This is a genomic window from Pseudomonas sp. W15Feb9B (assembly GCF_000828175.1).
In the GTDB taxonomy this organism is placed as follows: domain Bacteria; phylum Pseudomonadota; class Gammaproteobacteria; order Pseudomonadales; family Pseudomonadaceae; genus Aquipseudomonas; species Aquipseudomonas parakoreensis.
Genome location: NZ_JTKF01000018.1, coordinates 45295 through 69019, shown reverse-complemented (window position 1 = coordinate 69019; position 23725 = coordinate 45295). Strand labels below are relative to the sequence as shown.

At 61.0% G+C, this 23725-nt stretch carries 18 protein-coding genes; 13 read left to right on the top strand and 5 right to left on the bottom strand.

Translation table 11 applies throughout. From position 1 onward, the window contains the following. Positions 1 to 37 precede the first annotated feature (37 nt). The 11 genes from OC71_RS10550 (at position 38) to OC71_RS10495 (ending at position 12758) form a co-directional block, all read left to right on the top strand. The gene (locus tag OC71_RS10550) at positions 38 to 889 is read left to right on the top strand and encodes an MIP/aquaporin family protein (protein ID WP_041068350.1); all 852 of its coding nucleotides are present in this window, start codon (positions 38 to 40) and stop codon (positions 887 to 889) included. Positions 890 to 967: 78 nt separating this feature from the next. Further along, on the top strand, positions 968 to 2470 hold the full coding sequence (gene glpK / locus OC71_RS10545) for a glycerol kinase GlpK (RefSeq protein WP_041068348.1): 1503 nt from the start codon (positions 968 to 970) through the stop codon (positions 2468 to 2470). 238 nt (positions 2471 to 2708) lie between these two features. Further along, positions 2709 to 3464, top strand: a complete 756-nt coding sequence (locus OC71_RS10540) for a DeoR/GlpR family transcriptional regulator (protein ID WP_007916700.1) — start codon at positions 2709 to 2711, stop codon at positions 3462 to 3464. A gap of 246 nt (positions 3465 to 3710) precedes the next feature. Continuing rightward, a complete protein-coding gene (gene glpD, locus OC71_RS10535; RefSeq protein ID WP_041068342.1) occupies positions 3711 to 5246 on the top strand; it encodes a glycerol-3-phosphate dehydrogenase in 1536 nt (511 codons plus the stop codon). Between the two features lie 465 nt (positions 5247 to 5711). Continuing rightward, a complete protein-coding gene (locus tag OC71_RS10525) occupies positions 5712 to 6638 on the top strand; it encodes a glutamate/aspartate ABC transporter substrate-binding protein (RefSeq protein WP_041068338.1) in 927 nt (308 codons plus the stop codon). A 191-nt stretch (positions 6639 to 6829) separates the two neighbouring features. Further along, on the top strand, positions 6830 to 7576 hold the full coding sequence (locus OC71_RS10520; RefSeq protein ID WP_041068336.1) for an amino acid ABC transporter permease: 747 nt from the start codon (positions 6830 to 6832) through the stop codon (positions 7574 to 7576). Beyond that, positions 7576 to 8247: an amino acid ABC transporter permease gene (locus OC71_RS10515; protein ID WP_041068335.1), complete on the top strand. Its 672-nt coding sequence runs from the start codon at positions 7576 to 7578 to the stop codon at positions 8245 to 8247. Before OC71_RS10520 ends, OC71_RS10515 begins: the two co-directional genes overlap by 1 nt. Then, the gene (locus OC71_RS10510) at positions 8244 to 8978 is read left to right on the top strand and encodes an amino acid ABC transporter ATP-binding protein (protein WP_041068333.1); all 735 of its coding nucleotides are present in this window, start codon (positions 8244 to 8246) and stop codon (positions 8976 to 8978) included. The genes OC71_RS10515 and OC71_RS10510 overlap by 4 nt, the downstream gene beginning before the upstream one ends. Before the next feature lie 215 nt (positions 8979 to 9193). Further along, positions 9194 to 11095, top strand: coding sequence for a sensor histidine kinase (locus tag OC71_RS10505; protein WP_041068331.1), 1902 nt, complete (start codon positions 9194 to 9196; stop codon positions 11093 to 11095). Then, positions 11092 to 12420: a sigma-54 dependent transcriptional regulator gene (locus OC71_RS10500; RefSeq protein WP_041068329.1), complete on the top strand. Its 1329-nt coding sequence runs from the start codon at positions 11092 to 11094 to the stop codon at positions 12418 to 12420. Before OC71_RS10505 ends, OC71_RS10500 begins: the two co-directional genes overlap by 4 nt. A gap of 8 nt (positions 12421 to 12428) precedes the next feature. Next, complete coding sequence (locus OC71_RS10495; RefSeq protein WP_174376830.1) at positions 12429 to 12758, top strand: GlpM family protein; 330 nt, start codon at positions 12429 to 12431, stop codon at positions 12756 to 12758. Between the two features lie 91 nt (positions 12759 to 12849). On the opposite strand, the gene OC71_RS10490 is transcribed toward OC71_RS10495, so the two are convergent. Further along, on the bottom strand, positions 12850 to 13869 hold the full coding sequence (locus tag OC71_RS10490) for an alpha/beta fold hydrolase (RefSeq protein ID WP_041068326.1): 1020 nt from the start codon (positions 13867 to 13869) through the stop codon (positions 12850 to 12852). Between the two features lie 268 nt (positions 13870 to 14137). Here OC71_RS10490 and OC71_RS10485 point away from each other — a divergent pair, with 268 nt between their 5' ends. Together OC71_RS10485 and metR are read left to right on the top strand one after the other, a co-directional pair. Then, on the top strand, positions 14138 to 19303 hold the full coding sequence (locus tag OC71_RS10485) for a dermonecrotic toxin domain-containing protein (RefSeq protein ID WP_041068324.1): 5166 nt from the start codon (positions 14138 to 14140) through the stop codon (positions 19301 to 19303). 120 nt (positions 19304 to 19423) lie between these two features. Further along, positions 19424 to 20341, top strand: a complete 918-nt coding sequence (gene metR / locus OC71_RS10480; protein ID WP_007968856.1) for a transcriptional regulator MetR — start codon at positions 19424 to 19426, stop codon at positions 20339 to 20341. A 217-nt stretch (positions 20342 to 20558) separates the two neighbouring features. Here the strand turns inward: metR and OC71_RS10475 are convergent, their stop codons facing one another. The 4 genes from OC71_RS10475 to OC71_RS10460 all read right to left on the bottom strand — a co-directional run bounded on the left by OC71_RS10475 (position 20559) and on the right by OC71_RS10460 (position 23585). Next, entirely contained in the window at positions 20559 to 21056 is a 498-nt protein-coding gene (locus OC71_RS10475; RefSeq protein WP_041068322.1) for a GNAT family N-acetyltransferase, read from the bottom strand. A 2-nt stretch (positions 21057 to 21058) separates the two neighbouring features. Continuing rightward, positions 21059 to 21697 (bottom strand): LysE family translocator, encoded by a 639-nt coding sequence (locus OC71_RS10470; RefSeq protein ID WP_041068320.1) that lies wholly within the window; start codon positions 21695 to 21697, stop codon positions 21059 to 21061. A 24-nt stretch (positions 21698 to 21721) separates the two neighbouring features. Further along, positions 21722 to 22156 (bottom strand): NUDIX domain-containing protein, encoded by a 435-nt coding sequence (locus tag OC71_RS10465; RefSeq protein WP_041068318.1) that lies wholly within the window; start codon positions 22154 to 22156, stop codon positions 21722 to 21724. Between the two features lie 67 nt (positions 22157 to 22223). Then, on the bottom strand, positions 22224 to 23585 hold the full coding sequence (locus OC71_RS10460; RefSeq protein WP_041068316.1) for an HD domain-containing phosphohydrolase: 1362 nt from the start codon (positions 23583 to 23585) through the stop codon (positions 22224 to 22226). Positions 23586 to 23725: the final 140 nt, after the last annotated feature.

The window sequence follows — 23725 nt, the reverse complement described above, 5'->3', positions numbered from 1 at the left end:
CAAACGCGCCAGACAACAACAAAAACCGAGGTTTTCAATGACAACTGCTTTACAGCAACCATCGCTTTCCGGCCAATGCCTGGCCGAGTTTCTGGGGACTGCACTTCTGATCTTTTTCGGCACTGGCTGTGTCGCCGCGCTCAAAGTCGCGGGCGCCAGCTTCGGTCTGTGGGAAATCAGTATCATCTGGGGCGTCGGCGTGAGCATGGCGATCTACCTGACCGCCGGCGTTTCCGGCGCGCACCTGAACCCTGCCGTGAGTATCGCCCTGAGCATTTTCGCCGACTTCGAAAAGCGCAAACTGCCGTTCTATATCCTGTCGCAGATCGCTGGCGCCTTCTGCGGCGCGCTGTTGGTTTACACGCTGTACAGCAACCTGTTCTTCGATTACGAACAAACCCATCACATGGTGCGTGGCACGGCCGCCAGCCTCGAATTGGCCTCGGTGTTCTCGACGTTCCCCAATCCAGTGCTGTCCACCGCCCAGGCGTTCCTGGTCGAGATGATCATTACCGCGATCCTGATGGGCGTGATCATGGCCCTGACCGACGACAACAACGGCCTGCCGAAAGGCCCGATGGCCCCGCTGCTGATCGGTTTGCTGATTGCCGTGATCGGCAGTTCGATGGGCCCGCTGACCGGTTTTGCGATGAACCCGGCACGGGACTTCGGTCCGAAACTGATGACTTTCTTCGCCGGCTGGGGTGAAATTTCCTTCACTGGCGGCCGCGATATTCCGTACTTCCTGATACCGATTTTTGCACCGATTGTCGGTGCCTGCCTCGGCGCTGCCGGGTATCGCGGGCTCATTGCCCGTCACCTGAACGGCGCCACACCTGCTACAAAGGATGCAGAACCGGCCATTGACGGCAAACCAAGAACTTCTTGAAACAGTCGGCGCGGGCTCCTGCCCATTTAGAACCCGCGCCACGGCCCACTCTCCCTTATTTCGTCCAAGGCAATCGACATGACCGACATTCAGAATAAGAACTACATCATTGCCCTCGATCAGGGTACGACCAGCTCCCGCGCGATCATCTTCGACCGCGACGCGAACGTGGTCTGCACCGCCCAGCGCGAATTCGCCCAGCATTACCCGCAAGCCGGTTGGGTCGAACACGATCCGATGGAAATCTTTGCCACCCAGAGCGCGGTGATGGTCGAAGCGCTGGCCCAGGCCGGTCTGCATCACGATCAGGTCGCCGCCATCGGTATCACCAACCAGCGTGAAACCACGGTGGTCTGGGACAAGACCACCGGTCGTCCGGTGTACAACGCCATCGTCTGGCAGTGCCGCCGCAGCACCGAGATCTGCCAGCAGCTCAAGCGCGATGGCCATGAAGAGTACATCCGCGACAACACCGGTCTGGTCACCGACCCGTACTTCTCCGGCACCAAGCTGAAGTGGATCCTCGACAACGTCGAAGGCAGCCGCGAACGTGCGCGCAACGGCGAACTGCTGTTCGGCACCGTCGACAGCTGGCTGATCTGGAAATTCACCGGCGGCAAAGTGCACGTCACCGACTACACCAACGCCTCGCGCACCATGCTCTTCAACATCCACTCGCTGGAGTGGGATTCGAAGATGCTGGAAATCCTCGACATCCCGCGCGAGATGCTCCCGGAAGTGAAAGCGTCTTCGGAAATCTACGGTCGCACCAAGAGCGGCATCGCCATCGGCGGTATCGCCGGTGACCAGCAAGCGGCACTGTTCGGCCAGATGTGCGTCGAGCCGGGCCAGGCAAAAAACACCTACGGCACTGGCTGCTTCCTGCTGATGAACACCGGCGACAAAGCGGTGAAATCGCAGCACGGCATGCTCACCACCATCGCTTGCGGCCCGCGTGGCGAAGTGGCTTACGCCCTGGAAGGCGCAGTTTTCAACGGTGGCTCGACCGTGCAGTGGCTGCGCGATGAACTGAAGATCGTCAACGACGCTCACGACACCGAATACTTCGCCAACAAAGTGAAGGACAGCAACGGCGTGTACCTGGTACCGGCGTTCACCGGTCTGGGCGCTCCGTACTGGGACCCGTATGCCCGTGGCGCACTGTTCGGCCTGACGCGCGGCGTGCGCGTGGATCACATCATCCGTGCCGCGCTGGAGTCGATCGCCTACCAGACCCGCGATGTGCTCGACGCCATGCAACAGGACTCCGGCGAACGCCTCAAGGCCCTGCGCGTGGACGGCGGCGCGGTCGCCAACAACTTCCTCATGCAGTTCCAGGCCGACATCCTCGGCACCCAGGTCGAGCGCCCGCAAATGCGCGAAACCACGGCACTGGGCGCGGCGTATCTGGCCGGTCTGGCGTGCGGTTTCTGGGGCAGCCTGGAAGAACTGCGCGGCAAAGCGGTAATCGAGCGCGAGTTCGAACCGAGCCTGGACGAAGTCGAGAAAGAGAAACTGTACAAAGGCTGGAAAAAAGCCGTCAGCCGCACCCGTGACTGGGCGCGTGAAGACGCTGAATAAGCCAGTCTGAAGACTGACTTAAGCTGTCCAAACAGCGTGAAAGCGTAGCGAGCGAAGGCAAGACAAGGCAAAAACAGGCGAGGACGCGGAGTTTACGGGTTTGTAAATGAGCAGTCCGAGCCTGTTTTTAACGCAGGATTGCCGAGCGCAGTAGCTTTCACGTTGTTTGGAAACTGGTCGGGAGGAGATTCCTGCGTCATCATGGGCAAATTTTGCACGGCAGCCCAAAGGAAGCCCCATGAATCTGCCTCCCCGTCAGCAGCAAATCCTCGAGCTGGTCCGCGAACGCGGCTATGTGAGCATCGAGGAAATGGCCACGCTGTTCGTTGTGACCCCGCAAACCATCCGCCGCGACATCAATCAGCTCGCGGAAGCCAATCTGTTGCGTCGCTACCATGGCGGCGCGGCCTACGATTCCAGCGTCGAAAACACCGCCTATGCGATGCGCGCCGATCAGATGCGCGACGAAAAACAACGCATCGGTGAAGCCATCGCCGCGCAGATCCCCGATCACGCCTCGCTGTTCATCAACATCGGCACCACCACCGAATCGATTGCCCGCGCCCTGCTCAATCACAACCATTTGAAGATCATCACCAACAACCTGCACGTCGCCTCGATGCTCAGTGCCAAGGATGATTTCGATGTGCTGCTGACCGGCGGCAACGTGCGCCGTGACGGCGGCGTGGTCGGTCAGGCGAGCGTGGACTTCATCAATCAGTTCAAGGTCGATTTTGCGCTGGTGGGTATCAGCGGCATCGACGAAGACGGCAGCCTGCTCGACTTCGATTATCAGGAAGTACGCGTGTCGCAGGCGATCATCGCCAACGCGCGACAGGTGATTCTGGCGGCGGACTCGAGCAAATTCGGGCGTAACGCGATGATTCGTTTGGGGCCGATCAGCCTGATCGACTGCCTGGTGACCGATCAGCAGCCAGTGCCGGCACTGGCGCAACTGCTGAGCCAGCACAAGATTCGTCTGGAAGTCGTTTAATCCCCCAAGATCAAAAGATCGCAGCCTTCGGCAGCTCCTACATGGATCCATTTGACCTGTAGGAGCTGCCGAAGGCTGCGATCTTTTTGCTTTTAATGTTCGAATATTTTCTTTTAGCCGCCCTTCGATGAGTTTTTTCAATCGAAGGCGACTGGCTGCGCGCGTCTTTATGGGCTACCATTTTCGCAAATGAACATTTATGTTCGATTTCCAAGACAGAAAATCAAAAGAGCCCGAGGCCAGCCGATGTCCACCTCTACCTTGCGTACGCCCCCGATTGCCGAGATCTATGATGTTGCCGTGATTGGCGGCGGGATCAATGGCGTGGGGATTGCAGCGGATGCCGCCGGTCGCGGTCTTTCGGTGTTCCTTTGCGAAAAGGATGACCTGGCCAGCCACACTTCGTCGGCCAGCAGCAAGCTGATCCACGGTGGCCTGCGCTACCTCGAACATTACGAATTTCGTCTGGTGCGTGAAGCACTGGCCGAGCGCGAAGTGCTGCTGGCCAAGGCGCCGCACATCGTCAAGCCGATGCGTTTCGTGCTGCCGCACCGCCCGCACCTGCGTCCGGCGTGGATGATCCGCGCGGGCCTGTTCCTTTATGACAACCTCGGCAAGCGCGAAAAGCTGCCAGGTTCGAAAAGCCTGAAGTTCAGCGCCGACAGCGCACTGAAAAGCGAAATCAAGAAAGGCTTCGAATACTCCGACTGCTGGGTCGACGACGCCCGCCTCGTTGTGTTGAATGCGATGGCTGCCCGTGAACACGGCGCGCACATTCACACCCAGACCCGTTGCGTCAGCGCCCGCCGCGCCAAGGGCCTGTGGTACCTGAACCTGGAACGCGCCGATGGCAGCCTGTTTTCGATCACCGCCAAAGCGCTGGTGAACGCCGCCGGTCCATGGGTCGCCAAGTTCATCCGTGACGACCTGAAGATGGAATCGCCGTACGGCATTCGCCTGATTCAGGGCAGCCACATCATTGTGCCGAAGCTGTACGAAGGCGATCACGCGCATATCCTGCAAAACGAAGATCAGCGCATCGTTTTCACTATTCCGTACCTGAACCACTTCACTCTGATCGGCACCACCGACCGTGAGTACACCGGCGACCCGGCGAAAGTGGCAATCACCGACGGCGAAACCGATTACCTGCTGAAAGTGGTCAACGCCCACTTCAAGAAGCAGATCAGCCGCGACGACATCCAGCACAGCTACTCGGGCGTGCGCCCGCTGTGCAATGACGAATCCGACAACCCGTCGGCCGTAACCCGCGACTACACCCTGGCCCTGTCTGGCGGCGGCGAAGAGGCACCGCTGCTGTCGGTGTTCGGCGGCAAGCTGACCACCTACCGCAAGCTCGCAGAGTCGGCGATGGCCCAGTTGATGCCGTACTTCACCCAGATGCGCCCGAGCTGGACCGCTACCGCGACCCTGCCCGGCGGCGAAGACATGACCACCCCACAAGCCTTGAGCGCACAGATCCGCGACAAGTTCGACTTCGTCCCGAGCGAAATCGCCCGCCGCTGGGCCACCACCTACGGCAGCCGCACCTGGCGCATGCTCGAAGGCGTGGAAACCCTCGCCGACATGGGCGAACACATTGGTGGCGGGCTCTACACTCGCGAGGTTGACTACCTGTGCAGCGAAGAATGGGCGACCACGGCGCACGACATTTTGTGGCGCCGCAGCAAACTGGGCCTGTTCACCACCCCGGCCGAGCAGGAGAAACTGGCGGCCTACCTGGGCAAGGTCGAGCAGAACCGCAAGATTGAAGCGGCCTGACGTTTACAGCGCTTGAAACGAAGCCCCTGAATCTCACGATTCAGGGGCTTTTTTGTTTATCCGGGCCGGCCACTTTACCTGCGGCGAGGGAGCTTGCTCCCGCTGGGTCGCGTAGCGGCCCCATTCATAAAAGCGGGCCTGCTGCGCATTCCAGCGGGAGCAAGCTCCCTCGCCACAAAGGTCGCGCTGCGGAAAACAACCGACGATAGATCGTTCGGTTTTCCGAACGCGACCTCCTGGTCGATTCGGATAACCGGATCAATTTCAGCCAAAAACATTAACCAAAAACTTTAATTTCCTTATTAATCAATCAGTTGATCCACTACAACTGGTCTGGCACGACTCATGCTCTACACTCTCTCGACGAATGCCTGCCGTGCCAACACTTCAGGAGCCGTCAGGCATTCGAAGCACAAAAGGGCCGACGAACTGGCTCCATAAAAAAAACAATTCGAGGAAAATTTGATGCGCATCGTTCCCCCTATCCTGGGCGCAGCCATTGCGGCCGCTCTGATCAGCACACCAGTTTTCGCCGCCGAACTCACCGGCACCCTGAAGAAAATCAACGATTCCGGCACCATCACCCTCGCTCACCGCGACAGCTCCATCCCGTTTTCCTACATCGCGGATGCTTCCGGCAAGCCAGTGGGCTACTCCCACGACATTCAAGTGGCCATCGTTGAAGCCCTGAAAAAAGACCTGAACAAGCCAGACCTGCAGGTCAAGTACAATCTGGTGACCTCGCAAACCCGTATCCCGCTGATCCAGAACGGCACCGCGGATATCGAGTGCGGCTCGACCACCAACAACGCCGAACGCGCCCAACAGGTCGATTTCACCGTCAACATCTTCGAAATCGGCACCCGTCTGCTGGTCAAGAAAGACAAGGATGGCAACCCGTCCTACAAAGACTTCGCCGACCTCAAGGGCAAAAACGTCGTGACCACCGCCGGCACCACGTCCGAGCGCATCATCAAAGCGATGAACGCCGACAAGCAGATGGGCATGAACATCATCTCCGCCAAGGACCACGGCGAATCCTTCAACATGCTGGAAAGCGGCCGCGCCGTTGCCTTCATGATGGACGACGCCCTGCTGGCCGGTGAAGAAGCCAAGGCCAAGAAGCCGACTGACTGGGTCATCACCGGTACGCCACAGTCCTTCGAAGCCTACGCGTGCATGGTGCGTAAGGACGACCCGGCGTTCAAGAAAGCGGTGGATGACGCCATCGTCGGCCTGTTCAAGTCCGGCGAGATCAACAAGATCTACAGCAAGTGGTTCGAAAGCCCGATCCCACCGAAAGGCCTGAACCTCAACTTCCCGATGAGCGACAAGGTGAAAGAGCTGATCGCCAATCCGAGCGACAAGCCTGCGCCTGACGTAAAAATCTGATTCCTGACTAACCTGTCGTCTGAGGGAGCAACCTCCCTCAGACGTCTGTTACTACCTGCTGGCTTTACTGTGGAACACTCGACCAGGCGGTTTCCGAGCCGATCGCGTGTGCCCGACGTTCAACGTCGGACGGGAAAGGATCTTCCCCAAGCGGGTGCTTGTACATCGATCGATTTCGAGGGGAGACCCTAATGAATTACAACTGGGACTGGGGCGTGTTCTTCAAGTCCACCGGCGTGGGCAGCGAGACGTATCTCGACTGGTTCATCTCCGGTCTGGGCTGGACCATCGCCATCGCCGTCGTGGCCTGGATCATCGCTTTGCTGCTGGGCTCCATTCTGGGGGTCATGCGCACCGTGCCGAGCCGCCTCGTGTCGGGCATCGCGACGTGCTACGTCGAGCTGTTTCGCAACGTGCCGCTGCTGGTTCAGCTGTTCATCTGGTACTTCCTGGTGCCCGACCTGCTGCCGCAAAACCTGCAGGACTGGTACAAACAGGATCTGAACCCGACCACCTCGGCCTACCTGAGCGTCGTCGTGTGCCTGGGCCTGTTCACCGCCGCCCGGGTCTGCGAGCAAGTGCGCACCGGTATCCAGGCGCTGCCACGGGGCCAGGAATCCGCTGCCCGCGCCATGGGTTTCAAGCTGCCGCAGATCTACTGGAACGTGCTGCTGCCCCAGGCCTACCGCATCATCATTCCGCCGCTGACCTCGGAATTCCTCAACGTCTTCAAGAACTCCTCCGTGGCGTCCCTGATCGGCCTGATGGAACTGCTGGCGCAAACCAAACAGACCGCCGAATTCTCGGCCAACCTGTTTGAAGCGTTCACCCTGGCCACGCTGATCTACTTCACCCTGAACATGAGCCTGATGCTGCTGATGCGCATGGTCGAGAAGAAAGTCGCGGTGCCCGGCCTGATCTCCGTGGGGGGTAAATAATGGACTTCGATTTCAGCGGCATCATCCCCGCGATCCCGGGCCTGTGGAACGGCATGCTCATGACCTTGAAGCTGATGGTCATGGGCGTGGTCGGCGGCATCGTGCTCGGTACGATCCTCGCGCTGATGCGCCTGTCGTCCAGCAAACTGCTGTCCCGCGTGGCCGGCGCCTATGTGAACTATTTCCGCTCGATCCCGCTGCTGCTGGTGATCACCTGGTTCTACCTCGCGGTACCGTTCGTGCTGCGCTGGATCACCGGCGAAGACACCCCGATCGGCGCGTTCACCTCCTGCGTCGTGGCCTTCATGATGTTCGAAGCCGCGTACTTCTGTGAAATCGTCCGGGCCGGCGTGCAGTCGATCCCCAAAGGCCAGATGGCCGCCGCGCAGGCGATGGGCATGACCTATGGCCAGACCATGCGTCTGATCATCCTGCCCCAGGCGTTCCGCAAGATGACCCCGTTGCTGCTGCAACAGTCGATCATCCTGTTCCAGGACACCTCGCTGGTCTACACCGTGGGCCTGGTGGACTTCCTCAACTCCGCCCGCTCCAGCGGCGACATCATCGGTCGTTCCAACGAGTTCCTGATCTTTGCCGGTGTCGTTTACTTCATCATCAGCTTTTCCGCCTCGCTGCTGGTCAAGCGTCTGCAAAAAAGGTTTGCCGTATGATCTCCATCAAGAACATCAACAAGTGGTATGGCGACTTCCAGGTGCTGACTGATTGCAGCACCGAGGTCAAGAAAGGCGAAGTGATCGTGGTCTGCGGCCCGTCGGGCTCGGGCAAGTCGACCCTGATCAAATGCGTCAACGCGCTGGAGCCGTTCCAGAAAGGCGACATCGTCGTCGATGGCACCTCGATTGCCGACCCGAAGACCAACCTGCCGAAACTGCGCTCGCGCGTCGGCATGGTGTTCCAGCATTTCGAGCTGTTCCCGCACCTGACCATTACCGAAAACCTGACCATTGCGCAGATCAAGGTATTGGGCCGCAGCAAGGAAGAAGCGACCAAAAAAGGTCTGCAACTGCTGGAACGCGTTGGCCTGTCGGCGCATGCCCACAAGCACCCGGGGCAACTGTCCGGCGGTCAGCAGCAGCGTGTGGCGATTGCCCGTGCGCTGGCGATGGACCCGATCGTCATGCTGTTCGACGAACCGACCTCGGCGCTCGATCCGGAAATGGTCAACGAAGTGCTCGACGTGATGGTGCAACTGGCCCAGGAAGGCATGACCATGATGTGCGTAACCCACGAAATGGGCTTCGCCCGCAAAGTGGCTGACCGCGTGATTTTCATGGATGCCGGCAAGATCATCGAAGACTGCAAGAAAGAAGAGTTCTTTGGCGACATCAGCCAACGCTCCGAACGCGCGCAGCATTTCCTCGAGAAAATCCTGCAGCACTAAAAGCACGACCGATTTGCCCTTGTGGCGAGGGAGCTTGCTCCCGCTGGGTCGCGCAGCGACCCCAAAACCTGCCAATGCGATCCATCTGAAACACCGCATTGAATGGATTTACGACTGCTTGGCAGCCGAGCGGGAGCAAGCTCCCTCGCCACAGGTTCCGCGCTCGAACAAACCAGGATGCTGTTAGCCATGCTGGTTGACCCAAGGCAACTGTGATGAAATGCGACCCCAATCTCTATCGCGCAGCGCCGCCATCACTTGCCGTGAAGCCTCGTCTGATTCGCCATCTGTTTCTGCCGCCGCTGATCATCGTGCTGATGATCGGACTGGGTTACGCCGGTTTCTGGACCAGTGAACATTTCGGCATCCGCAGCCTCAGCGAAAACGGCCAGCGTCAGCTTGAACTGCACGCGCGCACCGTCGAAAGCGAGATCAGCAAATACACCTACCTGCCCAGCCTGCTGGAACTGGAAACCAGCGTCCCGCAATTGCTGGCCGATCCAACCCCGGAACACCGGCAAACGGTCAATGCTTACCTTGAAGGCCTGAACCGGCGCAGCCGCAGTCGGGCCATCTATGTCATGGACACCACCGGCCGCGTGATGGCCACCAGCAACTGGCGCGACGTCGACAGTTACCTCGGTGAAGACCTGTCGTTCCGCGCCTATTTCCAGAAAGCCGTGCGCGGCGAGCCCGGACGTTTCTACGGCATCGGCAGCACAAGCGGCGAACCCGGTTACTACCTGGCCCACGGCCTGGAAGAGCACGGCAAGATCATTGGCGTCGCCGTGGTCAAAGTGCGTCTCGAAGCCCTGGAAGAACGCTGGCAGCGCGCCCGTCTGGAAGCCTTCGTCAGCGACGAGAACGGCATCATCATTCTTTCCAGCGATCCGGCGCGGCGCCTGAAATCGGTGGTTCCGCTGAGCGATGAAACCAAAGAGAAGCTCGCCCGCAGCCTGCAGTATTACTGGTTCCCGCTCAACGAACTGCAACCACTGGCCCGCGAAACCCTGGCCGAAGGCGTGGAGAAACTGACCTTCCCCGCCAACAGCGAAGTGAGCGCCGATGACGACAGCATCAGCTATCTGGCTCAGACCCGGCCACTGAGCGACACACCGTGGAATTTCACCTTGCTCACGCCGTTGCAGGACCTGCGCCGTGAAGCGATCAACCAAGGCATTCTGGTGGCGGTGGCGTTCGCTCTGGTGGCGTTCCTGCTGATTGCCTGGAACGAGCGGCGCAAGGTCATCGCCACCCGCCTCGCCGCTCGCGAAGCCTTGCAGGAAGCCAACGGTCAACTCGAACGACGGATTACCGAACGCACCGGCGACCTGCGCGCCAGCAACGAACGCCTCAAGAGCCAGATCCGCGAACGACGGCAGGCCGAAGAAACCCTGCGCCGCGCTCAGGACGAACTGGTGCAGGCCGGCAAACTCGCAGCCATCGGCCAGATGTCGACCAGCATTGCCCACGAATTGAACCAGCCGCTGGCGGCGATGCGCACCCTCTCTGGCAACACCATTCGGTTCCTCGAACGCGGCCAGCTCGACGTCGCCAGCACCAACCTCAAGACCATCAACGACCTGATCGACCGCATGGGCCGGATCACCGCCAGCCTGCGCTCGTTCGCCCGACGCGGGGACGACAAGGGCCAGGCCAGTCTCGGCAAAGCGGTGGACGCCGCGCTGCAGGTGCTGGGTGCCAGGGTCGAGAGCGCGTCACTGCAACTGCATCGGCAATTCATCGACGTGCAAGTGCAGATCGACCAGACCCGCCTCGAACAGATTCTGGTCAACCTGATCGGCAATGCCCTCGACGCCATGCAGGCGCAGCCGCAGCCGGAACTGTGGCTGGAGGGTGAAGAGTTCAACGGCAAATATCGTCTGCGGGTGCGCGACAACGGCCACGGCGTCGATGCCGAGGCGCGCAAGCATCTGTTCGAGCCGTTCTTCACCACCAAACCCGGCGAACAGGGCCTGGGCCTCGGCCTGACCCTCTCCGCCAGCCTCGCTGCCGCCACCGGCGGGCACCTGGGTGTCGAACATCCGGCCAGCGGTGGCACCACCTTCGTCCTCAGTTTACCGTTGGTAAGCCCTACTCCTGCCGAGCCAATATGAACCACGACCTTAGTGTGCTGATCGTCGAAGACGACCCCCATGTGCTGCTCGGCTGCCAGCAGGCACTGACCCTGGAAGACATTCCCTGCATCGGTGTCGGCAGTGCCGAAGAAGCGCTGGAGCAGGTTGGCGACAACTTCGCCGGCATCGTCATCAGCGACATCCGCCTGCCGGGCATCGATGGCCTGGAACTGTTGACCCGCCTCAAGCAACGCGACCGCAGTCTGCCGGTGGTGCTGATCACCGGTCATGGTGACATCTCAATGGCAGTCGGTGCGATGCAGAAAGGCGCCTACGATTTCATGGAGAAACCGTTCTCGCCGGAGCGTCTGGTCGACGTCGCCCGCCGCGCACTGGAGCAACGCAGCCTCGCCCGCGAAGTCTCGTCGCTGCGTCGGCAACTGGCCGAACGCGACTCCCTCGAAGGCCGGATCATCGGTCGTTCCCCCGCGATGCAGAACTTGCGCGAGCTGATCGCCAACGTCGCCGACACCTCGGCCAACGTGCTGATCGAAGGCGAGACCGGCACCGGCAAGGAACTGGTCGCCCGTTGCCTGCACGATTTCAGCCGCCGCCACACCAAGCAATTCGTCGCGCTGAACTGTGGCGGCCTGCCGGAGAACCTGTTCGAAAGCGAGATTTTCGGCCACGAAGCCAACGCCTTCACCGGCGCCGGCAAACGGCGTATCGGCAAGATCGAACACGCCGACGGCGGCACGCTGTTCCTCGATGAAGTGGAAAGCATGCCACTGCCGTTGCAGATCAAACTGCTGCGCGTGTTGCAGGAACGCACCCTCGAACGCCTCGGCTCGAACCAGAGCGTGGCGGTGGATTGCCGGGTGATTGCGGCGACCAAATCCGACCTCGACGAAGCGAGCAAGGCCGGCGAGTTTCGCAGCGACTTGTACTACCGCCTCAACGTGGTGACGCTGGAACTGCCGCCGCTGCGCGAGCGCCGCGAGGACATCCTGCAACTGTTCGAACACTTCACCCAGCAGTCGGCGCTGCGTTTCGACCGCGCGTTGCCCGAGCTGGACAACCAGACCCTGTCAAACCTGATGAGCCACGACTGGCCGGGCAACGTGCGCGAACTGCGTAACGTCGCCGAGCGCTTTGCCCTCGGCCTGCCGGCGTTCAAGAAGTCCGGCGCCAGCAGCGGCGGTCAGGGGCTGGCGTTCGCCGAAGCGGTGGAAGCCTTCGAGCGCAATCTGCTCAACGATGCCTTGCAACGCAGCGGCGGCAACCTGACTCAAGCCAGTCTGGAGCTGGGCATGGCCAAGACCACGCTGTTCGACAAAGTGAAAAAATACGGATTGAGCCACTGATGGATCTGATTCTCAAAGCCGCCCTCGGCGCAGCAGTGGTGTTGATTCTCGCCGCGCTGTCGAAGACCAAAAACTATTACATCGCCGGGCTGGTGCCGCTGTTTCCGACCTTCGCGCTGATTGCCCACTACATCGTCGGCAAGGGCCGTTCGGTCGATGATCTGAAGGCGACCATCGTGTTCGGCATGTGGTCGATCATTCCCTACTTCATCTATCTGGCGACGCTGTACGTGATGGTCGACCGCATGCGCCTGGAGACGTCACTGGCGGTGGCGGTGGTCGCGTGGTTGATCGCGGCGACCGTGCTGGTCTCGGTGTGGGTACGCCTGCACAGCTGATCACAGTCCGCGCCCACAAGGGAACCGCATTGCAAACGTAGGAGCGGGCTTGCTCGCGAAGAGGCCCGAATCAACACCGTCAAAACCTCAGCTACAGCAGGTTGCCGCTTGCCACCGGCTCGATCTGCGCCCAGTGCGACGTGTCTTCACGATGCGCTTGCAAATACGGCAACACCGCTGCCAGCAACGGCGCCTTGAACGCCTCTTGAAAACGATGGGCCAGCCCCGGAATCAGCTTCAGCTGACTGCCTCGAATATGCGCCGCCAGATGCACGCCGTGCATCACCGGCAACAGCGGATCCGCCGTGCCGTGCACCACCAGGGTCGGCACCCGCAGTTGATTGAGCAACGTCACCCGGCTCGGCTCGGCGAGGATCGCCATGATCTGGCGCTTCACACCTTCCGGGTTGAACGCCCGGTCGTAGGCCACCGCCGCCTGATGCAACAACGCCTGCCGGTCATCCGTGACAGCCGGGCTGCCGAGCGCTGCCAGCAGATCGGCCTGCTGCTCCAGCGCCACTTCGCGATTCGGTGCGCCACGCCGCGCCAGCAGTTGCACCAGCGCCGCACTCGGTGCCGGCAAGCCTTCGGCGCCGGAACTGGTCATGATCAGTGTCAGGCTTTCCACCCGTTGTGGCGCCATCGCCGCCAAGTGCTGGGCAATCATCCCGCCCATACTGGCACCCAGCACGTGAAACTGCTCGATGTGCAGCGCGTCCATCAACCCCAGCGCGTCGTCAGCCATGTCGCTCAGCGAGTACGGTGCCGACACCGGCAATCCGAGCTTGTAGCGCAGCACTTCAAAGGTCAGGTTGGCGCCGGCCGGGGCCTGCCGCCAGGTCGACAGGCCGACATCGCGGTTGTCATAGCGGATCACCCGAAAACCCTGCTGACACAGCGCAACCACCACCTCGTCCGGCCAGTGAATCAACTGGCCGCCCAAACCCATGACCAGCAACAGCGCCGGATCCGAAGCACGGCCGATGCTCTGGTACGCCAGGCTCACCTGGGCCAGATCGACCCGTTCAGTCGGTACATTGACGTCGCAACGCGAAGCCGCCATCGACGGCAGGCCGAACAACAGCGCGGCCAACAGAAAAAATAAACGCATGAAGAAACACCGAAACGCAGAACCCCAGTAGAGCGCGAGTCTGATGAAGTTTGTTCAAGCGCGCTGCCACAGTTGCGTGACAGTTTGATGAAGTTTGCCGAGCGGTCATTCTCCGACAACGAATCAGGCCGGAACGGTCTGTACATCCTCTGCAACAAAACCACTCCCCCAGCGATAACCATGTACCGCATGGGCTTGTGACAGCGCGCCTCTAATAGGCATGAAAACCGGAATCACCCGGTCTGCATACCCTCTGGAACCCTGTCGCATGACCCATTCGCCTCCCCTTGTAACAGCCGACTTCGGCCTTGATCAGCGGCTACAGCCCAACGTCGATCAACATCTGCACCTGTTGGCCACGGCTCGTCTGAACGACTGTCACCAGCAATGGCTGGACCTCATGGCCCGGCATCCCGGGCAACCCGAAAGCGCCTGGTGGGATGCCCGCGCGCCCGGCACTGCGCTGTCACGGCGCGAGCATGCCTTGAGTCTCTATCAGCAGCACTTTGAGGCCGCGCTTCAATGGGCGGCTGCCGAAGGCAAGCTCGACACCTCACAACGCCACAGGCTTGAGCAGCTTCTCACCCCGTCGAGCCAGGTCGCGGCGGATCTGCGGGTCGCGCAACCGGTACTCAATCGTGTCGATAACAGCCGGGTGCGCCTGTACGGCACGCTGCTGCTTCAGTTGGAGGAAACGCTGCTGCTTTACCTGCCCGCACACCCACAACCGTTGCTCCGCTTCGAAAAACAGGCCGACCTTGAGCGCTGGCTGATGGATCAGCAACCGGAGCGACTGCAAGTCTCCTCGCTGGACTTCATCGAATTCGGTAGTGATCCGCTCAAGCGCGGCGTTGAACCGCTGCTGTCGAGTTCGCCCGTCACTGGCGACAACGGGATCGCACTCGACAAGTTTTTCCCGATCACGCCCGCTCTGTCGCAAAGTGCCGGGCCAAGCGTCGATGAGGTTGCGCCCTTCGGTTTGCTGATGGCCGACATTCCCCTGGATCTGCGCCGGCAGACGCTGGCGCTTGAACAGCGCGCGCTTGACCGCTTGTTTGGTGACGCCGAGCCGAACAGTCCGCAACGTCAACAACTGGCACAACGACTCGTCGCCTTGAGCGAGGCTCAGCAGGCCAGTCATGACGCGGCATCGGCCCTGCTCGACAGCCACAATCCGCTGACCCTGCTCGAGTTACGCCGCCGCTCAAACGAGCATTACCAGGCCCTGCTGCAGGCGCGTATCGCAGGGCTGCGCGCGGAGGTCGAACTGCAACGGACGCTGGAGCAACTGTCCGTCGCCGAACATCGGCGAGTCACCGCAATGCTGGATGCACCGGGACACCACCTGCCGCCAACGGACGGGGTCATCGCCCGCATATCGTTGGCCACTTCAGATGACAACATCAGCGTCGTCGAGGAGCTGCCAGGTGTACTGATCATCGCCCCTCCTGCAGCGCTAGCCCCCGGTTCCACCGACAGCCTGCTGCTTTACTGGCCCGGCGAGTTTGGCGGCCTGCAACGTTTTGCTTCGCGTGCGGCACTGGAGCAGAACGTGTTCAAACGCTCGCCCCAGGACGGCGGGCTGACCCTGCACCTGACACCACTGACCGATGACCCGCTCGCCTGGTCACTCGATCAGCAGCTCTATCAATGCGAACAACAGGCCGCACAGATCCTGCGCGACAACCCGCTGCCCGGCCGTGCCGGCGAGCGTCAGGCCGAGATGGAAAAGTTGCGCGAACAACACTTGCCACGCCTGACCGTGCCGATCGCGCAGGCCCGCGAACGGGCATTTGCCGAACGTCAGGCGCAAGACCGCAGCGCCGCGCTGGCCGGCAGCCTGCCCGAGTGGTTCGACAACCTCGACGCGGCGCACCGGACCACGCTCAAAGCGCTGATCAGCCACTACCTCGGCGCCATGCATCGCGCCCATGCGCTGCTCGAACGGGAGCTGCCGTCGCGTCAGGCCTTCGCCGAAAAACGCATCGACGCCCGCTTGCGCGCGGACTTCGCACTCAAACACAGCGTGAGCGTGAGCCTCGATCTGCCCGATTCGACGGTCTGGCAAAAAACCGTGATGGAAGGGGCTGCGCCTGGCACGCCGCAACGCAATGTCCTGACCGCGAGCGACAAGCGCAGCGATCTCGCCCTCGAACAACTGGCACAGCACAACATCGATCAAGCCATGTGGTGGCGACTGTCGTTCATGCAGGCCAGGATCCGTGCCGAGGACGAAACCGATCGGCAGCGCGTCGAAGCCGGACTCAACCCGGTCTACTTGCGCAAACTGGTGACCGAGCTCGATCTGCCCGGACGTTACGAAGAACAGATTCGCCAAGTGTTTTTCGGCGCGCCGACAGAACCTGCGTTTCAGCAGGCCTGGCGTCGCGAATGCCTGAGCGAACCATGGCGGCTGATGCTCAGGTTGCAAGGTGAATTCGCCCTGCTGCAACGGCACATCGACAGTGCCGGCCATGCCGTACTGAAGGTCGCCATCGATGCGACTTCACCCCAAGCGTATGCCGTTGATGGGAAGCGCATCGCGCTGCTGCCGGTGCAGCTGACGGTTGGTGGAGAGGACACCGCGCATCAGGGACCGAGCACGCTCGCCGGGCTGACGTTCATTGTCGAACAGAACAATGGCCTGACCCTGCTCTACCTGCCCGACAGCACCGACGCCATCTTCCTGCGGCAGTACCCGACGCTGGAACAGGCCCGAATGGATCTGTTCAGGCGTTGTATGGACAGCAAAATGGTCAATTACCTGGCCGGACGCGCCGTGAGCGGCGATTTTGCCAGCCATGTCAGCCGTATCAATCAGGCGCAATTGCGCAATTTCGATGCCCTGATCGGCGTCGGAATGGCTTGGCCGGCGACCACATCGCTGGCCACTCATCTATTGAACGTGCACATGGGTCGGTTGCTGGAAGCCCATCGCAGCAGTTCGCGTTCCAACGATGCGTTGTATCTGGAACGCTGTGCACTGAAATCCGGGGCATTGTTCAACTATCTGAAAATGGCCATCGGCATGGTGCCGTTCGTGGGGGCGGCAGTGGCCCTGTATGACGCCTGGAACAGCGCCAATCTGGCCGTCGCGGCGTTCTTGCGCGGCGAGCTCGGGCATGGTCTGGCCGAGGTGGAAGCGGTGCTGCTGTCACTGATCGACGCGGCAATGGATGTGCTGCCCGGAACCGTCTCGGCCCCCGCAGCAGCACGTCTGGCCACCCGTCAGCGGCAAGGCGCGGCCCTGGGCGGATTCGCCACCATGTCGTCGTCCTGGCAACGGGCCCGGCAGTCGCTCGACCGCTTCAAGGGTTACGAGTACGAATTCGACATTTCCCTGGCCGGCCTGCACCCGGCCACCCACGGTGTCTATCGCAACGTCTACCGTCACGCCGATGGCGATTTCATCGTTCGTCAGGGCCGCATTTATCGGGTTCAGCTAAGCGATGCACCGCGTGGCTGGAGGCTTTACGGCACATGGATGCGCGGCTACAAACAACCGATCGCCCTCGACGACAGCGGTCAGTGGAACACCCACTATGCGGTGCACGGCACGGTAATGGACGGTGGCGGTCCTGGCGGCGGCGCAGTGCTCGGACATCTGGTCGACGGCCTGGATCCGCTTTGGCCTGCGCCGATCCGCCAGTGGCTACCGCGCTGGTGGACCGATCGGCAACTGCGCCGGCAAATGACCCTGACCAACACCGCCGACAACTACACCCGGCGCCTCGATGCTCAGACCCGCGCCACCAACCAGTTGCTGGAGAACTATCAGAACCTCGATATTGCCCAGCGCAAGCCCCTGCAGACAGCCGTTGACACAGCCTGCCTGAATGACATCGACGTCGCGATCGCCCAATACGACAACCTTGTCGAATTAATACCTTTGAGCCACGGCCGCAAACGTCTGCAGATTGAAGCCATCCAGAGCCGCTGCGCCTGGATCGTGGTCGACCGCGCCGTGCAGCGCGTCACCGTAGCCCGCGACCGCTTGCTGGAACACCTGAACCGGATCGACGCACTGGTCGCCGAGTCCGATGCCGTGCCCTTCGACCACACCAGCGTCCATATCACACTCATGGCCCGGCGCAAGCAGGCGCGCGAGGATTTCCTCAAGGAGTTCGATCAACTGCATGCGATCACCGAGCAGGCCAGACTGTGGAACAACCGCATCAGCAACCGCGCGCAGAAAGCCCGGATGGCGAAAGACATGGCCGCTATCAACCGCAATCTGGGAGACAACACGCATCACTACCTGAGAACTGCGCATCTGCTGGAGATCATTGCCCGCTACGATGCGGTCACTGACCTGTCCTGGGCGTATTTCCATACCCAGCTCAAAGACGCCCGGACCAAGGTCGGGCGCGCGTTGCTGACCCAGCATCACCTGCCAGAGGTCAGCGCCAGCCTGGTTCAGCGCAATCGGGTCCTTGAGGACTGCCTGCAAATCTATGCCGATTTCCGTCGTCAGTTGAACGCCTGGACACTGGGTTATGCACAGCATCTGGATCTGGAACAGGTCGGGCTGTTCCTCGAGGGACTGACTCAGGTCGAAGCGCAGGCGCGGCATGCGATCAGACAACGTGCGCCAATCAAGCCGAAAGAGCCTGGCGGCAAGCAACTGTTCGAAACCGAGGACAACCAGTTGCTGATCGGCACGGAAAGCATCGACGCCGGCACCCGGGAAAAACGCATCACCATTGAAGGCATCGACGGATTCCGCGAAACCTGGCTGCCGCGCTCCGGTGGCAAATACCATCTGCAAGTGCGCACCGCCCCGACGCCAGCAACGTTGCCAACTGACGTTCAGCCACTGCTGGTAGAAGCGCGCAAACGTCTGGCAGCTGTTCCGGTTTACAGCAACAAGGTGCAGGGCTATGCCCGCCAGGACATGCTGCCGGTGGATCTGGAACACATGCTCAGCAGCGAAGCGATTGAACTGAGCACCCGTGCCCAGGCCATCGAGCGACTGTCGCCGACCGAACCGGTGGTGCTGCAACTGCACGACAAGGCCCGCGAACTGCGCCGTACCGGTCGTACGCTGCGCATTGATCAGTCACTGCGCAGCAAGACGCCCACTGAAGGCTATCTGGATTATCTGCTGCAACAGCAAGTGGTGGATATCCGCCGCGAAGGTCCGCTGCGGGCACTGGGCAAAAGGGCTGATGGACGCAAGGATTTCCTTCAGGAATACGCCGTGCGCGACCTCACCTCCACGCCGCCGCGCACGCTGTGGTACGCGCATTTTCACTACACCTCGGACAAGGTGCCGTTTGCTGACTTCGTCAAGGCGCACCTGAAATTGCCGGAGCAACGCAACCTCGGCCTGCAATGGCAGCAGGTTCAGGCCGCCAGCGGTGCACAGGTCGAGGCGATCTGGCGCGGCGATATCGGTAAACCGCTGGGTATCCGGCATTTCGCAGACCTCTAGGGCGAAAAGCAGCGGGGCATGGCGATGCCCCGCTTCTGCTCGAGTGGTCGACAGCACTGTCAACATGAGACAAACTCACCGCCTTCGAATTTGTCACAAGTTTTCCTCATGGGGCCAGCCGTGCTTGAAATCCGTCATCTGAAAACCCTGCATGCCCTGCGCGAGGCCGACAGTCTGGTCGATGCCGCCGACCGTTTGCACCTGACCCAATCGGCGCTGTCACACCAGTTCAAGGAACTGGAGGAACGCCTGGGCATGCCGTTGTTCGTGCGCAAGACCAAACCGGTGCGTTTCACCAGCGCCGGTCTGCGCCTGTTGCAACTGGCCGACGCGACCCTGCCGCTGTTGCGCGCCGCCGAGCGCGACATCAGTCGTCTGGCCGGCGGTACCGCTGGACGCCTGCACATGGCGATCGAATGTCACAGCTGTTTCCAGTGGCTGATGCCGACCATCGACCAGTTCCGTGACGCCTGGCCGGAAGTCGAACTCGACCTCGCCTCGGGTTTCGCCTTTGCCCCGCTGCCGGCGCTGGCCCGCGGTGACCTGGATCTGGTGGTGACTTCCGATCCGCTGGACATCGCCGGCATCACCTACGTGCCGCTGTTCACTTACGAAGCGATGCTCGCAGTGGCGAACCAGCATCCGCTGGCGAGCAAACCGTACATCGTTCCCGAGGACCTGCTGACTGAAACGCTGATCACTTACCCGGTGGAGCGCGACCGGCTGGACATCTTCACCCGCTTCCTCGAACCAGCCGACATCGAACCGGCGCAGGTTCGCACCTCTGAGCTGTCGGTGATGATGATGCAACTGGTCGCCAGCGGCCGTGGCGTGTGCGGCATGCCGCACTGGGCACTGCACGAATACAGCTCGCGCGGCTATGTAAAAGCCAAGCGCCTGGGCGAAAAAGGTCTGTTTGCCACACTGTACGCCGCGATCCGCGCCGACATGCTCGATGCGCCGTACATGCGCGATTTCCTGCTGACCGCCAAGGACACCTCGTTCTCGACACTGGATGGGGTTAGCGCGGTGCGCTGACACCAAGGTGCCTCATGACTGACGGTAAACCGAGAGCATTTGCGAGACAAAAAGATTCATTGTGGTGAGGGGATTTATCCCCGATGGGCTGCGCAGCAGCCCTGAGACCTGTGCACTCGGTGTTTCAGATAGCCCGCGTTTGTAGGATTTGGGGCTGCTTCGCCGCCCATCGGGGATAAATCCCCTCGCCACAAAAACCTCTCACTTAGGGGGAGGATCAGAGCTGGCGCCACATGTGAATCTTATCGAAGTAGTCTTCACCCACCCGCACCGCCAATGGCTCAAGGCCGAACTGGATGAAGCCGCAGCGCTGGTACAGGTTGAGCGCGGCGTCGTTGCCGGCGGTGACGGTGAGCTGGAGGACTTTCAGTTCGGGATGGGTTTGGGCTTCAGCGATGGCAGCCTCGACCAGCTGATGGCCCAGGCCGTGCTGGCGAAAATCGGCTGAGACGTACAGGCCGAACAAGGTCGACTTGTGGCGGGCCTTCTCTCGCGGTTCGAACGCCAGGCCGACGATGCCGGCCAGTGTGCCTGCCTCGAACGCACCGAGCACCACATCCAGCTTGCTGGTCAGCCGCGCTTCCCACCAGCTCAGCGGCATCACCGCGCGCTCGCGCACGCTGGAGGTGAACGCCTGCGGATGGCGGTCGTAGGCTTCGAGCATCAGCTCGCGGTAAGCCAGCGCATGGCTGGCGTCGAGGCGTTCGATCCACATGCTCAGGCGGTCCTGCGTTGTTCAAGCATCAGGCGCACCGCCAGACCAGCGAGTACAAACCCCATGAAGTAACGCTGCAGCGCCAGCCATGTCGGGTTGCGCACGAACCAGGAAGCAATGCCTGCCGCGAACAGCGCGATCAGCAGATTGACGCTGAAACTGACGCTGATCTGGGTCAGGCCGAGGAGGATGCTCTGGGTGAATACCGAGCCGTGTTCGGGGCTGATGAATTGTGGAAACACCGAGAGGTAGAACACCGCAATCTTCGGGTTCAACGCACTGGTGAGAAAGCCCATGGTGATCAGTTTGCGCGACGAGTCCGGGGGCAATTGCTGCGCCTCGAACGGTGAACGCGCACCGGGTTTGAGCGCTTGCCAGGCCAGCCACAGCAAATACAGCGCACCGGCCCACTTCAGTACCTCGTAGGCCATCGGCACCGCCAGAAACACCGCGCTCAAACCGGCAGCCGCGGCAAACATGTGCACGAAGAAACCACCCACCACACCGAGCAACGAGGTGACCCCGGCCTTGCGTCCCTGACAGATCGAACGCGAGATCAGGTAAATCATGTTCGGCCCCGGCGTCAGTACCATCAACAACGCGGCGGCGGCGAAGATCAACAGGTCTTGAAGCGGGATCATGGTGGACGTCCTGTGCGTGGGGGATCAGGCGATCGCGGTCAGCGAGTGGCGATAAAACGGCAGGATCAGGTCGCGTGTCAATGGCGCCAGAACGACAGCAGGATCACTGACCGGATCAATCCAGATTACTTCCTCGATTTCGGCAGCGGGCGTCACATCGGCATCGATGGTCAATTGAAAGATCTCTGCTTGCACGACAAACCCCGGCTCGTTGGCGGCGGGCGCCGAGAACTGGCCGAGAAAAGACGCCTGTGCCGGATCGATCGTCAGCCCCAGCTCTTCTTCCAGCTCGCGGGCCAGCGCGTGCACTGGCAACTCATGCGCCTCGATCTTGCCGCCCGGTTGCATGAACGCCGTGGTGCCACGCTTGCGCACCAGCAGGGTCTGGCCTTGAGGGTTGAGCAACAGCGCAGCGGCAATACGAATGAGGTTTGGAGCGACAACGGATGCAGAGGTCATGGGTCAGCCACCGGCCTGGAAAAAGCGCAAGGATCCCATGCCCGGGCTGATCACGTCACCTCACAGGTCACTCTCCCAACGCCTTGAGGGCAGTTTCATCCGCCTCCGGCAGCTTGACGAAAATCTGGTACTTGCCGCCCTCCATGGCTTCAAAGGCAATCAGCTTTTCCACCAACAGCGCGCTGAGCACTTTGCCGGCGTTGAGCAACAACATGCCGTTATCGGCATTGAGATTGCGCGCCAGAATCATCCCCGCTGCCAGGTCCCGGGTGGTCAGGACCTTGACCGACGGGTCGGCCAGGGTGATGTCGCCCAGAAATGCCGCACACACCTGAATGAAATCTTCGATCAGTTGCGGGTCATACAAGCGCCCGGCGTACTGGCGCAGGTACAGCAGCGCTTCATCGCTGTTCAAATGCCGCTCGAGGATCAGGCCGCGTTGCAACTCGACGAAATCCACCGCCAGTTTCAGCAGGCGCGAACCGAACGGAATGGCCTCGCCCTTGAGCCGGTCGGGAAAGCCGCTGCCGTCCCAGCGTTCCTGGTGATGCAGGATCAGGCGGGCCGCGTCCTTCATCGGGTCCAGCGTCATCAGCAGCGATTCGCTCTGCTTCGGATAGCTGCGATAACGCTCGCGATCGGTATGACGCAGCAGATCCGAAGGCATGGTCATCATGCCGTCGGTCCAGCTCAGTTTGCCGATGTTGTACAGCGCGGCGGCCATGGTCAGATCGCGGCTGGTGGCCTCGTCCAGAGCATGCTGTTTGCAGTAGCTGCGCACCAGTTCGATGATCTGCCGATTGGTCTGCTTGGCAGGCGGCAGACGCAGATTGGCCAGCAGCGAAAACACTTCGGTGCCGGTGACATAGCTGTGTTTGAGTTCTTCGTAGGCCAGATCGAGCATGTCGGCGGTCTGTTGCAGTTCGGCGGTACGCGCCGCGACATGCTTTTCCAGGGTGCTGTTGAGCAGTTTGAGCTGGTCGTTCTGCACTTGGGTCAGGCGCTCCAGACGCTGACGCTCCTGCTCGGAATGCTGATGGTCGAGCGCTTGGCGCAGGATCAGCAGCAACTCCTCGTCATTCCACGGTTTGCTGATGTAGCGATGAATCTGCCCGTCGTTGATCGCCTTGATGATGGCCGATGGGTCGGCATAGCCGGTGAGCATGATGCGCACGGTCGCCGGATAGCGTTGACGGACATGCGCCAGTAACGAGGCGCCATCCATGTTCGGCATGCGCGCATCGCTCATCACCAGATCCACGGGCTGCTGCTCCAGCATCTCCAGCGCCTGGGCACCGCTGGTCGCCAACAGGACGTCATAAGGTTGCCCCCGCAACAGGCGGCGCAGGCTGTTGAGGATCGATTCCTCATCATCGACCAGCAGCACCGTGGGGCGATGCGACGGCATCGGCGCGGATTGCTCTTGCATGGCATGGCCTCACGCGAAACAGAGTTAACGACACACCGACCGACCGCCCCACTGGCCCGCGCCTGAGTCCAAGGCTAGATGATTTTTCAGTGCATTCACGTAAATCTTCGTCCGGCGTCGCCAGCGCAGTACCGAGGGGC

Excerpts from the sequence above, each read along its gene's own strand:
- OC71_RS10550 (WP_041068350.1), top strand. The coding sequence starts at position 38 with ATGACAACTGCTTTACAGCAACCATCGCTTTCCGGCCAATGCCTGGCC.
- glpK (WP_041068348.1), top strand. The coding sequence starts at position 968 with ATGACCGACATTCAGAATAAGAACTACATCATTGCCCTCGATCAGGGT.
- OC71_RS10540 (WP_007916700.1), top strand. The coding sequence starts at position 2,709 with ATGAATCTGCCTCCCCGTCAGCAGCAAATCCTCGAGCTGGTCCGCGAA.
- glpD (WP_041068342.1), top strand. The coding sequence starts at position 3,711 with ATGTCCACCTCTACCTTGCGTACGCCCCCGATTGCCGAGATCTATGAT.
- OC71_RS10525 (WP_041068338.1), top strand. The coding sequence starts at position 5,712 with ATGCGCATCGTTCCCCCTATCCTGGGCGCAGCCATTGCGGCCGCTCTG.
- OC71_RS10520 (WP_041068336.1), top strand. The coding sequence starts at position 6,830 with ATGAATTACAACTGGGACTGGGGCGTGTTCTTCAAGTCCACCGGCGTG.
- OC71_RS10515 (WP_041068335.1), top strand. The coding sequence starts at position 7,576 with ATGGACTTCGATTTCAGCGGCATCATCCCCGCGATCCCGGGCCTGTGG.
- OC71_RS10510 (WP_041068333.1), top strand. The coding sequence starts at position 8,244 with ATGATCTCCATCAAGAACATCAACAAGTGGTATGGCGACTTCCAGGTG.
- OC71_RS10505 (WP_041068331.1), top strand. The coding sequence starts at position 9,194 with ATGAAATGCGACCCCAATCTCTATCGCGCAGCGCCGCCATCACTTGCC.
- OC71_RS10500 (WP_041068329.1), top strand. The coding sequence starts at position 11,092 with ATGAACCACGACCTTAGTGTGCTGATCGTCGAAGACGACCCCCATGTG.
- OC71_RS10490 (WP_041068326.1), bottom strand. The coding sequence starts at position 13,869 with ATGCGTTTATTTTTTCTGTTGGCCGCGCTGTTGTTCGGCCTGCCGTCG.
- OC71_RS10485 (WP_041068324.1), top strand. The coding sequence starts at position 14,138 with ATGACCCATTCGCCTCCCCTTGTAACAGCCGACTTCGGCCTTGATCAG.
- OC71_RS10475 (WP_041068322.1), bottom strand. The coding sequence starts at position 21,056 with ATGTGGATCGAACGCCTCGACGCCAGCCATGCGCTGGCTTACCGCGAG.
- OC71_RS10470 (WP_041068320.1), bottom strand. The coding sequence starts at position 21,697 with ATGATCCCGCTTCAAGACCTGTTGATCTTCGCCGCCGCCGCGTTGTTG.
- OC71_RS10465 (WP_041068318.1), bottom strand. The coding sequence starts at position 22,156 with ATGACCTCTGCATCCGTTGTCGCTCCAAACCTCATTCGTATTGCCGCT.
- OC71_RS10460 (WP_041068316.1), bottom strand. The coding sequence starts at position 23,585 with ATGCAAGAGCAATCCGCGCCGATGCCGTCGCATCGCCCCACGGTGCTG.